Origin of the sequence: Shewanella piezotolerans WP3 (assembly GCF_000014885.1) — a bacterium.
Taxonomy (GTDB): Bacteria; Pseudomonadota; Gammaproteobacteria; order Enterobacterales; family Shewanellaceae; genus Shewanella; species Shewanella piezotolerans.
In genome coordinates this window covers 2,132,314-2,146,880 of the sequence record NC_011566.1, presented here as the reverse complement: position 1 = coordinate 2,146,880, position 14,567 = coordinate 2,132,314, and the positions used below count along the sequence as shown (strand labels likewise).

Sequence of the window (14,567 nt, the reverse complement as noted above, 5' to 3'; positions counted from 1 at the left end):
TGCTTGTCGCGTTTACTTTAGTAACGCGGAAATTTCACTAAATTGTTCACATACGGCAGTCGGGCCGCTTAGGCCAATATCTTCACCGTAGTTGTAGCCATAGGTCAAGCCTATTGAGCCGATAGCCGCAGCTTTTGCCGCTAATATGTCATTTTTTGAGTCGCCAACCATTAATAGCTGCTCAGGCTTAAGCTGCCACTGCTGCATAATGTGTGTCAATGGTAGCGGATCGGGTTTCATTTTGGCTAATGAATCCCCACCTAGCACTATCGAAAAATAGCTGTCTAGGTTAAACGCTTTAAGTAATGGCACAGTAAATTCGAATGGCTTATTGGTGACGATTGCCAACTGGTAGCCAGCAGAGCGCAGTTGCTTTAGTACCTGCTCTACATTGTCATACAAGCGGCTATGCTGCTGTAAGTTTTGTTGATAAAAGTGCATAAACCTTGGCATACATGCAGCAAGCTTCGCGTCACTAACCTCGGTATTAAGCGCAAAGTTGAGTGCTCGGCGCATCAACATCTCAGCACCATTACCGACCCAACTGCGTACTTGTAACTCGGTACTCAGCGGCAATTCAAGCTCTTGCAAAGTCGCATTGGTCGCAGCAGCAAGATCAGGAACGCTATCAATTAGCGTTCCATCTAAGTCAAATGCGACGGCTTTTATTTGACTAAAATCTGTCATTAACTATGCCTCAACGCTAGCCAGTTCGGCACGCATTTCGTCGATAACCGCTTTGTAGTCTGGCTTGTTGAAAATAGCAGAGCCTGCAACAAACATATCTGCGCCTGCAGCAGCAATTTCAGCGATATTATCCACTTTAACGCCACCATCTACTTCAAGACGGATATCAAACCCACTGTCGTCAATCAACTTACGCACCTGACGTAATTTGTCTAACGTTGACGGGATAAACGACTGCCCACCAAAACCTGGGTTTACTGACATCAACAAAATGACATCTAGCTTATCCATTACATGATCTAAATAATGCAATGGCGTGCCTGGGTTAAACACTAAGCCTGCTTTACAACCAGACTCTTTGATAAGTTGTAAGCTACGATCTAAATGTTCGCTCGCTTCCGGGTGAAAGGTGATGATTGAGGCGCCCGCTTTAGCAAAATCAGGGATTAGACGATCAACAGGTTTAACCATTAAATGCACGTCAATATCTGCCGTTACACCGTAATCACGCAATGCTTTGCATACCATAGGACCTATGGTCAAATTTGGTACATAGTGGTTATCCATTACATCAAAATGGACAACATCGGCACCCGCGTTCAATACCGCATCAACGTCTTCGCCTAGGCGAGCGAAATCTGCAGACAAAATAGAGGGAGCAATCAAAAATGGACGCATATTAAAACCACCAGTATGTTTAAGAAGTGCACTATTCTACCTGCTGCAGTCCACGCTCTCTATAGCTAGGAGCCCATTTCGCTAAATTGGTTAGCTAAAATTTTTCATTGCAACAGTAAAAATGAATTTAAATGTAAAAAATGTTTAAAATATGACCTTGTTTGCTATAATGTTGCGACTGCATGATAAATAGGAGGACGACATGAAAGGATTATTCAAGAAAACAGCGACTTTTAGAGCTGCTGCTACTCTTGCTGTCGTGACTGCAGCTTTAGGAACGATTAGCTTAACATCTCAATCAACTGAAACGGCCTCTAACGCTGCTTGCGTCTGCGATACAGCAACCAGCAGTTATAATCCAGGTCTACCTGCAAGCCACCCTAGTAACCGCTGCGCTTCTCAGTCACACGACTTGAGTTGGAAGAGCTGGTTAACAGGTAAAAGCCGCACGAACCAGTTACATTTTATCGATCTTTTTGAGCTGTTATATGGCCACCAAAGTTCGCCAATCACTAGCGATAATTCTCCGATGAAGGGTGAATAACAACTCTTATGCTATATCGATGGTGGCAAGTACTCTTAAGTACCTTAGCTGCCTTTATTGGTGTGCAAACAGAGCAAAATAGACTTAGAGACTTTCAAACTTCCTCTCCGCTCCCCTACATAGTGATGGGTATTTTGCTCGCTGTGCTATTTGTATTAGGACTCATTTTTATTGTTAATCAGGTGCTCGCCTAGTCATTAACAATTAATACCAGCTCCGAAATCAATCATTTTCGCTATGATATGAATCATCGTACAGCGCCATCAATTCATCTACTTTCTTGCGGCCACTGCCTTTTTGGCTAATATTGCGCTGCACTTGAATCGAACCAAATGTTGCACCATGGTACAACTCTCTAGTTAGAGGGATATCATGATTGCTGATCAATACAGGAATACCACGCTCAATCGCTGTATGACGTGATTTTCTTGCCAATAGAGCCTGGTCATCCAACGAGAAACCAGCACCTACATAAGTGGTAAAACTCGCAGTTGATGACAATGGCGCGTAAGGCGGATCACAATAAACCACATCACCCTCTTTGGTCATATCGATTGCCTCTTCGTAACCAATACAACGAAATTCGGCGCGCTGCGCCTTTTCCGAAAATGCACGGATTTCATTTTCAGGAAAATAGGGTTTTTTATAGGAGCCAAAAGGTACGTTAAAGCCACCTTTACGGTTATAACGGCACAAACCATTAAAACCATGACGGTTCATATAGAGGAAATACACCGAGCGCTTAAAGGGATCTTTAGTCTCATTAAAGCTGCTACGAACTTTATAGTAAGCGTCTTTTTGATTCATCTCAGGGACGAACAGTGCTTTAGCGGCTTTGATGTACTTCTCAGGCTCTGACTGCACTATCTTATACAGGTTAATAAGGTCTTGATTTATATCGCACAACAGATAACGATCAAAGTCAGTATTAAGAAAAACAGAACCTGCGCCCACGAATGGTTCAACGAGTCTATCGCCTTGAGGAAGGTGCTCTTTCAGAGCTTCAATCAGTTTAAATTTTCCGCCAGCCCACTTTAAGAAGGCCCTTTGTTTTTTAATCATTTAAATTGATTGGATACTAAGAAAAAGAGAGCTGATGATTGTACTCTGTTTATTAATTAATTTCACGAGTTGGAACACTATCTTGTAACTCATATTCAGTAAGATCTTGCCACTTTCGAATCCAAGGGGCTGAAATGCTGCCATTCGCTGTTAATTTCAACGATTGTTCTCTCGCTTGATTGACTGTGGCAAATTCACCTAACAATACAACCCAACGGCTCTTATATCTTGCGACCTTAACCCCATCCTGTAGCGCTATTTTCTCTAACGTTCTCGCTAAAGAGTCTAAACGCTTAACACTCGCAAGCTGTAAGGTATAACCTTGAGTGGGCTTTTGCTGCACTTTAATGCTAGCAGTAATATCTTTAGGCTGGTTCGGTGGTGTTGGCGTTTCAATTTCTTTGATTGAGAAAGTCTCAATCGTTTGATTTGCCGCAGGCTCAACCATCTCCGCGATAACATCTTCCGAATCAACGATTGGCTCATCGACGGCGAGCACTTTTGAATCTCGAGGTTTGTCGGTCAGTTGAGTTTCTAGCTCGCTGACGAAAGCTTTATCATTCTCGACTTTACCTTCACTCAGACGAGGGTTTTCTATCGCCATAAAATGGTCAGCTAACAATCGCTTGCCATAATCGGCCAAGAAAGGCGAAGTCAAAACCGGGGCACCTGCAAACACGACCTTTGTTGACTGCTCAACCTCCTGCTCAGCCCCAACAAAAAGCCAAATAAGAAAAATGACCACCAACGCAAGACCTAGAGCCGCAATCAGTGGTTGTTTGAATTTAGATGCAGCCGTCGAGTTTTCAGCCTCTCCGTTTAACGCAAGTTCAAGCAGTTCAACAACTTCTTTCGGGGTACCACTTTGCATCTCTAATCTATTTTTAACGATATCCCTAGGGGTAAATGGCTGGGCATCGCTGCGGCTCAATAACGTATAGTAGAGGCCCTCTCTTTCAACACTATCGATTGGCTCAATATCTAAAGGCAGTAACAGTTGCCTTTGATCCACAGGAAGTTGTTGTAACACATCATTGAGGAACTCAATTGGAGCAGTCATCGTTATATTGACGGTCTTGCCAGCAAAAGACATCTGACTCAACACAATACATTCAGCCCAGATCTCCAACGGTATATAGTGCGCATCATCCAATACGATACAACTAGCAGATGGTAATGCAGAGCTCGCCCTCAGCATTGTTTCAGGCAGGGGTAACTCATCGTCAAATACTGGATCAGCTAACAATTGCACCAGTATCTTTCGGCGAATTTCAGCACTGTCGCAATATTTTGGGCAAATAACGAGGGCGGAACTAAATTCTTCTAACTCAGTTAATAACGCCGTAACAAGCGTGGTTTTACCAGCCCCTTCTTCACCCGTTAATACGATGAGCTGCTGACCATAAAGACTAATATGCTGTAAGCGGTTTAAAAGTGCTTCTTGGCTAGGCAGCAATGTTGAACTTGTTAAAGACATTTAAACTAATACTCCCACACTAGAATGCACAGAGCATGACTGATAATGACACAGCAGGAATTGCCTATGTTGAATAAACATAGGGTCTTTAGCCATTAAAGAATTTGTAAAACTGAATGTAGATTTCACCGAATACCTGCAGCATAGTTTATGCGCAGTCGATAACCTCTTGAAGTTGCTCATCAGTCACATTGCTGTAGATCCCCGCCCGGCCTAAACCTTCGGGTAATACTAAACGTAACTGCCCTTTAAGCACTTTTTTATCGCGGCGCATATGTTTAATGAACTGTTCAAAATTCATTGTTTCGGGTGCTGAAGTTGGTAGGTCGAATGCAGCGAACAACGCTGTAATACGACAAACAATTGACTCTTCAACTAGCCCAAGTTTGTTTGAGGTAATTGCAGCAAGGACTGTGCCAGCAGAAACAGCTTCGCCATGCAACCACACGCCATAACCCATTTCAGCCTCAATGGCATGTCCAAAAGTATGCCCCAGGTTGAGCAGTGCTCTGACCGCTTGTTCTGTTTCATCCTTTTCGACAACATCGGCTTTAATTTCACAACAACGACCAATAGCATATTCAAGTGCATGAGTATCAAGCGCCTTCAATGCTTCAACATTGTCTTCCAGCCAGCTGAAAAACTCTGCATCCCACATTATGCCGTATTTGATCACTTCTGCCATACCAGCAGCAAACTCTCTTTTAGGCAAAGTGCTCAAACAATCAGTATCTATCAGAACATATTTCGGCTGATAAAACGCACCGATCATATTCTTACCAAGAGGGTGGTTGACCGCGGTTTTGCCACCAACGGAAGAGTCAACTTGTGAAAGTAGAGTGGTTGGGATTTGAATAAAGTCGATACCGCGTTGGTAGCTTGCCGCGGCAAAGCCGGTCATGTCACCAATAACACCGCCGCCCAACGCAATCAGTACCGTGTCACGGCCCAAATTTTGTTGCAGCAAAGAGGTGAAAATTGAATCCATCTGGCTTAGCGTTTTGTATTGCTCGCCATCAGGTAAAATCACGGGGGTCACACAGCTGAAATCGGACAGCATGGCTTGTACTTTTTCAAGATACAGTGGCGCTATCGTTTCATTAGTGACAATGAGAATATTTTTATTTTTAAGATAGCGAGCCAGAGGCTCGCCATTACTTAACAATTTCTGGCCAATTACGATTGGGTAACTACGTTCACCGAGTTCAACCAGAACTTGTTTAGTCATATCTTAAAAACCTAATTGCTCAATTATTTGGTTTGCAACAACTTTTGCGCTTTGCTCATCGGTTTTAACGATAACATCAGCGATCTCTTCATAAAGAGGGTTACGAACCTCTGCTAGGTTTTCTAGCACTTCTCTTGGATCATCTACTTGAAGTAGTGGACGTCGCTTATCTCTTTGCGTACGCGCTACTTGCTTGTCGATTGTCGTTTCTAGGTAGACAACAATCCCACGAGCAGAAAGGTTATTACGGATCTCTTTGCTCTGAATTGAACCACCACCCGTTGCTAACACGATACCTTGCTTTTCGGTTAAATCAGCAACAACTTGTGTCTCGCGAACGCGGAAACCCTCTTCGCCTTCGACATCAAAAACCCACGCAATGTCAGCGCCTGTACGGCTTTCAATTTCTTGATCTGAATCGTGGAACTCTAAGTGCAGCATCTGTGCCAGATGACGGCCTATAGTGCTTTTACCAGCCCCCATAGGGCCTACTAGGAAAATATTACGTTTTTCGGCCATTGCTATATATGTCTGAATCTTATTTGAAGTTTGCCTACGCCAACTCGAAAACGATGAGTTGACCTTAAATGTTACCTTGCTCTATTGAGACTTGACCGCTGATTATCTCAGCTAACCGCTATTGATGGCAAGCGAAGTAGCACATTTCTATCAAAAATCTATTTCACATTGCTAAAAGCCAGCGCTAAGCGCTGGCTTTTATTTACTTATTACGGTTAAAGCGCTTCGGAAACAATTTTAGGAGTGACAAAGATAAGCAGCTCTTGTCGCTCATTCTTATCTGATGTACTTCTAAACATAAATCCAAGGTAGGGAATATCACCTAAAAGCGGAACTTTACTTACACGGCTAATTAATTGCTGTTGGTAAATACCACCCAATACGATGGTTTCACCATGATCCACCAGCACTTGAGTACCAATACGTTGGGTATCAATAGAGACTGCCTCCCCCGTTGGTGTGGCAACTACTTTACCTTGAGAATCTTGAGTGATTTCTAAATCAAGAATGACCCGGTTATCTGGCGTTATTTGTGGGGTCACCCGTAGTGATAATACCGCTTTCTTAAATGTTACAGTCGTAGCGCCGCTTGAGCTGGCTTCGACATAAGGGATCTCGACCCCCTGTTCAATATAAGCCGCTTTCTGATTTGACGTCATAATACGCGGGCTAGCAATAATCTCACCTTTGTTTTCTTGCTCAAGCGCACTTAATTCAAGATCAAGCACAGTGCCATCCGCAAGCTTGGCAACAGAAAAAGCAATACTCGTTGCATTGACAGGCGCTGCCGGTAAGTTAACGTTTAGCCTATCGTTAAGACTAGGCAAAATACCAGCAGCAATATCATTAGCTCCCTCTAAGCTCCCTGACGTACCTTTCGTTCCTTGCTGGTCTGTAACCCCCCAACGTACACCGAGATCTTCCGCTACGTCGTCTTTCACTGTGACCATACGTGCTTCAATGAGTACCTGCTTAATCGGAATGTCTAGCACTTCGATTAAACGATAGATACTCTCAAGTGTTTCTTCAGTATCTTTGACCAATAAAGTATTGGTGCGCTCGTCGACAGCTACGCTACCGCGACTCGATAATAAACTAGAATCCTCACCCTTTAGCAGAATGGCAATATCGGCCGCTTTCGCATAATTAATCTGCAAATACTCTGAGTAAAGCGGTGCAAGCTCTTTCACTTCCTGGCGATTTTTAAGCTCTTGGCTCTCTCTTATGGCAATTTCTTCACTTGGAGCAATCATCAAGATATTACCTTCGATACGCTTGTCCAATCCTTTAGTTTGTAATATCAGGTCAAGTGCTTGATCCCAAGGCACATCGTCGAGCCTTAAGGTAATGTCGCCTTCTACTGTATCACTTACAACCAAGTTGAAATTGTTGTAGTCCGCAATGATCTGCAATACCGTTCTAACCGCCATATTTTGAAAGTTTAGTGACAGTGAGCGGCCATCATAGGTTTTCTCTTCTTTGGCAATATCAAGACGCGCTGCCTTTTCCATGCTCAAGATAAAAACGCGACCATCTTGTTGATAGTCATATTCATAACTACCTTCAATATCGATAAGAAAACGGCTGGTAAGATTTTCTTTAAACGTTTCAAAGCTATTAACTGGGGTGGCAAAGTCATGTACATCCATGACGTACAGTAGATCAGAACGTATATCGGTATTATACAATTTAAGCTCTAGTTTAGAGCCAACCTGCTCTACATTTGCAGCTACAGTGCTATTGTCTAATTTAACTAACAACTGGCCACCACCATTAGCAGTGCGTTTAAAGTCAATACTTTCGATCCCATTTACAAACGGATTATTACCACCAGCATGACGATTAATGACTTCGTCATTAATCGTCAGTCGATAAGTATTACCAACAACCCGGCCTTGATAGGCCTTAACGTCTTGTAGACCAACAAAGACTTGAAGATTGGCGCCGTTTTGCACTGTACTCACAGTTTCAACATCGACTGTATCAATCGGCAATGTTTGTTTCTCTAACCCTGAAATACTATCTGCAAACCCCAAAATGATCTGTGCTGGGTCGGCATTTAAGTCTATTTCAGGTTCTTCAATTGGCTGTTCAAACACCAACTGTAGCTCTAGCTGGTGATCAACTACTGCATGATATTTAACATCGATAAGCTTATTGGCAGCATTAGCAAGCGGAGCCATCCCTAATAGGAGCGCAAGGCTAAAAATAACCTTCATAAAAGACGCGCTAATGTCGCGGGCGCGGTGCGTGATAGACAATCTCATGATTCCCTCTGTCATCCTTATCATTCTCCTGTAAGTTCCATGCTGCTAGAGCGTTCTGTCCAGCAACCAGAACCATCTGGGATCAACTCTATAATTTCGATCGTTTGCGGCGTTACTTTGGCTATTTTTCCATGGTAAAGCCCCACATATTGACCAGTTCCGAGGCGGTAAACACTGCCGTCACTCGTCTCAAGTAGGGCCCAAATAGTATCAGCTTCACTTAGTGTTCCACGCATCTTCAAGTTATCTAGTGCATAGGTTTCTAAGCGGCCTTTTCGACGTTTTAAATCTGGCTGTAAACAATCCTTAGTGGTATCGATAACCTCTTCAGTCAACTCTCTTGACGGCGGCATATATGGGCTACGCATCAGGTCTGCTTGATAATCAAAATGTTCAAATTTGGGCGTTGCCTTAAGTGGCTTGATATGCGCTACATGTTGCGCTTTAGTTGTGGTGACAAATAGCTCTAAATCACTACGATCTCCGACACAACCTGTGAGCATGATAGCGAGCACAATCGCAGTATAAGATCTCATCATTTTGATGCACCCTTCTCTGCAGGCAGCTCCGCGCCCTCTTTAAAACGATAAGTCTTGGCGAGAATATCCATAGCGAGCCCGCCGCTGTCGTCTCGCTTAATCACGAAATCATGCAGGCTTACAATTCGAGGTAACTTTGCTACCCCACTAACAAGGTGTCCAAGTTGGTGATAATCACCACTTACAGCAATATTTATCGGAAATTCGATATAAAACTCTCTGACTATTTCAGAGTCCCAATCTAGGCTATTGATTCTAAGACCTGCATCAGTAGCCACAAATGTGATGTCATCGAGTAAGCCTGGCATCTCATTTTGAGAAGGTAGCATCTTTAATAGTTCAGCAAACTGTACTTCCATTACCGCCAGCTGTTCGCGATATAATTTAAGGTTAGCGGCCAGTTGGTACTTTGACTTGAAGTCACTCTTTAACTGTTGCTCTTTTTGCTGCTCAGCATTGAGTGCATCAAGTGCATCAGAGACAAACAAAAAATAACTGCCAACAAACACACAAATGGCAAGCAATGTTGCAAACACCACTTTAACCAATTTTGGCCAAGCACCTATGTTTTCAAAATCGATATCGTTAAATTGACTCAGATCGAGATTCATTTACTCGCCCCTTTAACCACACTCAAATCTGCGCTATCGCCATCGGTAATAGTGACTCTCAGCGTGAATCGTTGTAACTGCCTCAACTCTTCGTTCTGCGCAACAATAGATTGCATATTTGGATCTTGTAGCCAATCAGAGGTCTTAACTTTACGCATCATATTAGCGACATTATTATTTGACTCACTGCGACCTTCTATCCACAACATACTGCCTTTCTTTTCAATACTTGAAAGGTAGATCCCCGCAGGTACGATACGTACCAATTCATCTAAAACATGTGTCGGCAGGTTTCTAGATTGCTGTAGTCCTAAAATAATCTCGGTTCGGCGTTCAATATCTTTCTTGCGGGTTCTAATTTTGGTGATTTCTGCAATTTGCGCTTCAAGCAATTGAATTTCTGATTGTAAGTAGGCATTACGGCTTTTTTGATCATCAGAAACGACATCAATTGCCATTAAAGAGAGATAAACAACGAGACCAGAAACCAAGAAAACCAGTGCGAGTACACCGGTGTAGTCTCTCTTTTGTTTTTCGCGCGCTTCTTCTCGCCAAGGTAAGAGGTTTATGTTCGCCATTCAGCATAACTCCTTAACGCTAATCCACATGCCAACATATATTTACCAATGTCAGGTTGGAGCTGTTGCTTAACTGCATCATCGGCGTGCAAACAACCTTTAAACGGATCGCCTATAACAGTATTCACACCCAATTCATTAATCATCAGGTTTGTCATACCTTCAAGCTTGGCTGTTCCACCACACAATACGATATGGTCCACTCTGTCTTTGCCGCTAGAGGTACAATAGATTTGTAACGTGCGCTTTATCTGCTGAAGCAATTGAGTTTGAAAAGGGGATAACACTTCAAACATGTAATTACGTGGTAAATCACCCGCAAGCTTAGCTTGTTCTGCTTGCTCATAGGTCATGCCATAAAAAGAGAGTATCGACTGAGTAAATTGCTCTCCGCCAAATGCCTGCTCTCGGACAAATGTTGTTTCGCCATTTTCGACCACTGAAAATGTGGTGATGTTTGCACCAATATCAACCAGAGCCACGACTTTATTGTCTGCACCTTTTGGTAACTGCGCCGATATCATTTCAAAAGCACGGCCTAACGCATAACCTTCAACATCGACAACTTTTACTTCAAGGTTAGTTTCCTCAAGGGCATCGATTCGGCTATCAATATTTTCAGAGCGGCAAGCACTAAGTAGTACGTCGACTTTACTTGGATCTGTTTTATTGGCACTAAGCGTTTCAAAATCGATATTAACTTCGTCTAAGGAATAAGGAATAAGATTATCAGCTTCGATCTCTATCTGGGCTTCCATCTCTTCTTCACTTAAAGAAGAATCCATATAGATAACTTTGGTCATAACAGCAGAGCCAGATACGGCCACCGCGGCAAATTTCGTGGTTTTAGGAAGTGAGCGCTTAACCTGCTTCATTGCTTCGGAAACGGCTTCCGTATCACGAATTTCATGATCGTTTACCGCCCCCTTTTTTAGCGGGATAGCAGCATGACTTAGTATTTTATATCCATCAGCAGTCTTACTCAGCAGAATCGCTTTAACTTCATGGGAACCAATATCAATCCCAACCATCTGCGGAGCCTGACGCTTCCATATATTTGAAAGCATAGTCCAACGTCACTTTATTATTATTTTCAAAAATAGATTAGCACACAATCTACGCGTTATAGCTATTTGTACAAAATGTTTCTGGATTTTACAATTGCCATTTTATTGACTTTAAATAACTACTTATATCGCCCTATACTGTGTCAGACTAAAAACCTATATCATTTTTACTATCCACACTAATTTACAGCGATATACAGACATTAATGCTGACAAAAGCCGCTACACCAGTATTTATAACTAACGCCACAGTTCTGACGGAGGTTGATTTTCAGTCGTATTTATTTTCAATAAGATCGAATACCGCACAATTTAGGCGCTTCAATTTCTATTTAAGTCCTAATGTATGGCTATGTAATCAGTTGCATCTTAAGTACTCCCTTAATTCAAAGAAAAAACTTTGATAGGCAGAACTCTCGCCTATTTACACTTTTCTAGGTAATTTTGCAGCCAATCAAGCTAATTTGGTTAATCTAAACATTAATCCTTAGGCTTTTACTTCACCATTTCTTCAACGGCTTATATACTACGGGTCTTATTTACATTCATGGAATCTTCCTTTGAAGTGGTTAAAACGTTTAGTTATTGCTTTCTTTAGCCTTGGGCTACTTGGCATTGGTGCTATTGTGGCAGCGTATTTTTATGTGCTTCCTGAGCTACCCGATGTCACTACGCTTAAGACGGTAAAACTACAAACGCCATTGAGGATTTATAGTAGTGACGGCAAATTGATCTCTCAATTTGGTGAGAAACGCCGTATTCCAGTTCATTATGAAGATGTACCTGAACAACTCATTAACGCGGTACTGGATACTGAGGATGCACGCTTTTTCGAACATAAAGGTATCGACCCAATTGGTATCATTCGTGCAGCATTTATTTTGGTGACCACAGGCAAAAAGAGTCAGGGTGCAAGTACAATTACCCAGCAAGTCGCTCGAGGCTTCTTTTTAACCCGAGACAAAACCTATATCCGTAAGACAAAAGAGATCTTTCTCGCCTTAAAAATTGAGAAAGCGCTCAATAAAGAAGAGATCTTAACTCTCTACCTTAACCGTTCTTTTCTTGGCAACCGTGCTTACGGTGTTGGAGCTGCAGCTCAAGTTTATTACGGTAAAGAACTAAACGAACTGACTCTTCCTGAAATGGCGATGATTGCCGGCTTACCGCAATCACCTTCTGCGGCTAATCCAATTAGAAATTCAACTCGTGCTCTCAATCGTCGGAACTGGGTGCTCAGTCGTATGCTTGAGAAACGAAATATCACCCAAGCCCTATATGAAGAAGCGATACAGGCACCAATCACCGCGAAATACCATGGCGCAGTCATCGATTTATATGCCCCTTATATTTCGGAAATGGCACGTGATTACTTAGTTGAAAAGTACGGTGAAGAGGAAGCGTATACCGGCGGCTACGACATCTACACCACCGTCGACTCTAAACTGCAGATGGATGCACAAAAAGCCCTCCGTAATAATGTTTATGCTTACGATGAGCGTCATGGTTACCGCGGGCGAACCAAAGTACTTTGGAGCGATGTTCAGCCTGACGATGAAGAGATAAAGGCCAAATTAAAGCAGACTGGTTCATTTCAAGGGATGTATCCTGCAGCAGTGCTCAGCGTTGATGAGCAGAGTGCGAAGGTGGTGACCGCTAAAGGGGAGATATACGAACTTCCATGGGATGGCATTAAGTGGGCACGAAAGTTCATCACTAATAAACGTCAAGGCAAGGCGCCTAAACTTGCAACCGAGGTACTAACCGCAGGGCAACAAGTTTGGATCCGTAACAATGGCAGTATTTGGCAACTCAGCCAGGTACCGTTAGTCGCTAGCGCTATTGTGTCAGTTGACCCACATGATGGTGCGATTCGTAATTTAGTCGGTGGCTTTAGCTTTTACATGAGCCAGTATAACCGTGTCACTCAAGCTAAACGTCAGCTAGGTTCTAACATCAAGCCATTTATCTATACTGCGGCTTTAGAGAAGGGCTATACCTTATCAACCTTGATCAACAACGCGCCGATTAATAAACCTGATACACGCCAAGGCACTGCTTGGCGCCCTAAAAACTCTCCAGATGTCTATGGCGGTCCAACAAGACTTCGTGTCGGTCTCGCTCAGTCAATTAACGTAATGTCGGTTCGCGCTATGCGCTATAGCGGATTAGATGCAACCATTGCGCAGCTAGTGAAGTTTGGTTTTGATCCTGCTGATTTACCTCGTAATGAATCTATAGCATTGGGTTCACCATCGGTAACTCCACTACAAGTGGTCACCGCCTTTTCAACCTTTGCTAATGGCGGCTACCTAGTCGAACCTTACTTTATTGAAAGAGTAGAATCGGCCAATGGTGATTTGATTGAATCTGCTAATCCGACCCTTGCTTGTACACCTACAGCAACAGAACCGCTATTAGCTGATGATCCTTTTGCAGCTATGGCCAATGAACTACAGAGTGAAGTGCCAGAAGAAATGGATAGTACAACCCCAGCCACAATGCAGTGTGGTAATGAGGACTCACGTTTTGCGCCACAAATTATTTCCGAGCAAACAGCTTTCCTTATTACCGAGTCGCTCAAAAGCGTTATTTGGGGCGGCGGTGATTGGAGTAAAGGCACTGGTTGGAATGGTACAGCCTGGCGTGCAGCAAGAGTGGTTAAACGCCGAGATATTGCCGGCAAAACCGGTACTACTAACGAATCTCGCGACACTTGGTTTAGTGGCTTTAACCCTAAACTGGCCACCACGGTTTGGGTTGGTTTCGATGATCATAGCCAAGAGCTAGGCCGAACAAGCTGGAATGCTAATGGTGCCAAAGATCAGATATCACTGGCAGAAGCTGGCGCAAAAACAGCTGGCCCCGCTTGGAATGAGTTTATGAAGGATGCACTGGCAGGTACACCTGTTGAACCGACCAAAACACCTGAAGGCATTGTTTCTGCGCGTATCGATTTAGCCACAGGCAAGTTAAGCCGTAAAACGGACTATACCACCCGATTTGAGTACTTTATTGCTGGTACTGAGCCGACTGAATATGTTACTGAACAAGAGGAAGACAACAGCGATATCTTTATCGATAAGTCTGAGGAAGAAGATCTGTTTCAGTAATTACATCAATTAAAAAGGCGGCTATTTCTATAGAAATAGCCGCCTTTTATTATTGACCTAATCGTGGTTTAACTTATACCAATTGCATTAAAAGTTTGACCATTCAACGGGAATTCAAAACGTTGTAGGCAAGTAGTGGGATTTGAGCTAATAGTTATTCTATATCCAAATCCCATAGCGAAGCATACAGCGTTTTG

General features: G+C 43.0%; 14 protein-coding genes. 3 read left to right on the top strand and 11 right to left on the bottom strand.

The features are described 5' to 3' along the window. Positions 1-12: 12 nt before the first annotated feature. Positions 13-687, bottom strand: a complete 675-nt coding sequence (locus tag SWP_RS09260) for a phosphoglycolate phosphatase (protein WP_020912191.1) — start codon at positions 685-687, stop codon at positions 13-15. A gap of 3 nt (positions 688-690) precedes the next feature. Beyond that, the gene (gene rpe / locus SWP_RS09255) at positions 691-1,365 is read right to left on the bottom strand and encodes a ribulose-phosphate 3-epimerase (RefSeq protein WP_020912190.1); all 675 of its coding nucleotides are present in this window, start codon (positions 1,363-1,365) and stop codon (positions 691-693) included. 202 nt (positions 1,366-1,567) lie between these two features. On the opposite strand from rpe, the gene SWP_RS09250 reads away from it, so the two are divergent. Both SWP_RS09250 and SWP_RS09245 read left to right on the top strand, forming a co-directional pair. After that, positions 1,568-1,909 carry a hypothetical protein gene (locus tag SWP_RS09250; protein ID WP_020912189.1) on the top strand — a complete coding sequence of 114 codons (342 nt, stop codon included), beginning with the start codon at positions 1,568-1,570 and terminating at the stop codon, positions 1,907-1,909. 8 nt (positions 1,910-1,917) lie between these two features. Continuing rightward, entirely contained in the window at positions 1,918-2,103 is a 186-nt protein-coding gene (locus SWP_RS09245; RefSeq protein ID WP_020912188.1) for a DUF2970 domain-containing protein, read from the top strand. A gap of 28 nt (positions 2,104-2,131) precedes the next feature. On the opposite strand, the gene SWP_RS09240 is transcribed toward SWP_RS09245, so the two are convergent. From SWP_RS09240 to SWP_RS09200, 9 genes are all read right to left on the bottom strand, one after another. Next, on the bottom strand, positions 2,132-2,971 hold the full coding sequence (locus tag SWP_RS09240; RefSeq protein WP_020912187.1) for a Dam family site-specific DNA-(adenine-N6)-methyltransferase: 840 nt from the start codon (positions 2,969-2,971) through the stop codon (positions 2,132-2,134). 52 nt (positions 2,972-3,023) lie between these two features. Beyond that, complete coding sequence (locus tag SWP_RS09235) at positions 3,024-4,448, bottom strand: AAA family ATPase (protein WP_020912186.1); 1,425 nt, start codon at positions 4,446-4,448, stop codon at positions 3,024-3,026. A 148-nt stretch (positions 4,449-4,596) separates the two neighbouring features. After that, the gene (gene aroB / locus SWP_RS09230) at positions 4,597-5,676 is read right to left on the bottom strand and encodes a 3-dehydroquinate synthase (protein ID WP_020912185.1); all 1,080 of its coding nucleotides are present in this window, start codon (positions 5,674-5,676) and stop codon (positions 4,597-4,599) included. 3 nt (positions 5,677-5,679) lie between these two features. Beyond that, the gene (gene aroK / locus SWP_RS09225; protein WP_044555803.1) at positions 5,680-6,195 is read right to left on the bottom strand and encodes a shikimate kinase AroK; all 516 of its coding nucleotides are present in this window, start codon (positions 6,193-6,195) and stop codon (positions 5,680-5,682) included. Positions 6,196-6,410: 215 nt separating this feature from the next. After that, positions 6,411-8,414 (bottom strand): type IV pilus secretin PilQ, encoded by a 2,004-nt coding sequence (locus SWP_RS09220; protein ID WP_228371150.1) that lies wholly within the window; start codon positions 8,412-8,414, stop codon positions 6,411-6,413. A 68-nt stretch (positions 8,415-8,482) separates the two neighbouring features. After that, positions 8,483-8,998, bottom strand: a complete 516-nt coding sequence (locus SWP_RS09215; RefSeq protein ID WP_044556356.1) for a pilus assembly protein PilP — start codon at positions 8,996-8,998, stop codon at positions 8,483-8,485. Next, the gene (locus SWP_RS09210; protein ID WP_020912181.1) at positions 8,998-9,612 is read right to left on the bottom strand and encodes a type IV pilus inner membrane component PilO; all 615 of its coding nucleotides are present in this window, start codon (positions 9,610-9,612) and stop codon (positions 8,998-9,000) included. Before SWP_RS09210 ends, SWP_RS09215 begins: the two co-directional genes overlap by 1 nt. After that, positions 9,609-10,190: a PilN domain-containing protein gene (locus tag SWP_RS09205; RefSeq protein ID WP_020912180.1), complete on the bottom strand. Its 582-nt coding sequence runs from the start codon at positions 10,188-10,190 to the stop codon at positions 9,609-9,611. The genes SWP_RS09210 and SWP_RS09205 overlap by 4 nt, the downstream gene beginning before the upstream one ends. After that, positions 10,178-11,257 (bottom strand): pilus assembly protein PilM, encoded by a 1,080-nt coding sequence (locus SWP_RS09200; RefSeq protein ID WP_020912179.1) that lies wholly within the window; start codon positions 11,255-11,257, stop codon positions 10,178-10,180. Before SWP_RS09200 ends, SWP_RS09205 begins: the two co-directional genes overlap by 13 nt. A gap of 560 nt (positions 11,258-11,817) precedes the next feature. Between SWP_RS09200 and SWP_RS09195 the strand changes: the two genes are divergently transcribed. Next, positions 11,818-14,370: a penicillin-binding protein 1A gene (locus SWP_RS09195; RefSeq protein ID WP_020912178.1), complete on the top strand. Its 2,553-nt coding sequence runs from the start codon at positions 11,818-11,820 to the stop codon at positions 14,368-14,370. Positions 14,371-14,567 lie beyond the last annotated feature (197 nt).

What these genes read in the sequence shown, in the direction of transcription:
- SWP_RS09260 (WP_020912191.1), bottom strand. Translation starts at nt 687, where the DNA reads ATGACAGATTTTAGTCAAATAAAAGCCGTCGCATTTGACTTAGATGGA.
- rpe (WP_020912190.1), bottom strand. Translation starts at nt 1,365, where the DNA reads ATGCGTCCATTTTTGATTGCTCCCTCTATTTTGTCTGCAGATTTCGCT.
- SWP_RS09250 (WP_020912189.1), top strand. Translation starts at nt 1,568, where the DNA reads ATGAAAGGATTATTCAAGAAAACAGCGACTTTTAGAGCTGCTGCTACT.
- SWP_RS09245 (WP_020912188.1), top strand. Translation starts at nt 1,918, where the DNA reads ATGCTATATCGATGGTGGCAAGTACTCTTAAGTACCTTAGCTGCCTTT.
- SWP_RS09240 (WP_020912187.1), bottom strand. Translation starts at nt 2,971, where the DNA reads ATGATTAAAAAACAAAGGGCCTTCTTAAAGTGGGCTGGCGGAAAATTT.
- SWP_RS09235 (WP_020912186.1), bottom strand. Translation starts at nt 4,448, where the DNA reads ATGTCTTTAACAAGTTCAACATTGCTGCCTAGCCAAGAAGCACTTTTA.
- aroB (WP_020912185.1), bottom strand. Translation starts at nt 5,676, where the DNA reads ATGACTAAACAAGTTCTGGTTGAACTCGGTGAACGTAGTTACCCAATC.
- aroK (WP_044555803.1), bottom strand. Translation starts at nt 6,195, where the DNA reads ATGGCCGAAAAACGTAATATTTTCCTAGTAGGCCCTATGGGGGCTGGT.
- SWP_RS09220 (WP_228371150.1), bottom strand. Translation starts at nt 8,414, where the DNA reads ATGAAGGTTATTTTTAGCCTTGCGCTCCTATTAGGGATGGCTCCGCTT.
- SWP_RS09215 (WP_044556356.1), bottom strand. Translation starts at nt 8,998, where the DNA reads ATGAGATCTTATACTGCGATTGTGCTCGCTATCATGCTCACAGGTTGT.
- SWP_RS09210 (WP_020912181.1), bottom strand. Translation starts at nt 9,612, where the DNA reads ATGAATCTCGATCTGAGTCAATTTAACGATATCGATTTTGAAAACATA.
- SWP_RS09205 (WP_020912180.1), bottom strand. Translation starts at nt 10,190, where the DNA reads ATGGCGAACATAAACCTCTTACCTTGGCGAGAAGAAGCGCGCGAAAAA.
- SWP_RS09200 (WP_020912179.1), bottom strand. Translation starts at nt 11,257, where the DNA reads ATGCTTTCAAATATATGGAAGCGTCAGGCTCCGCAGATGGTTGGGATT.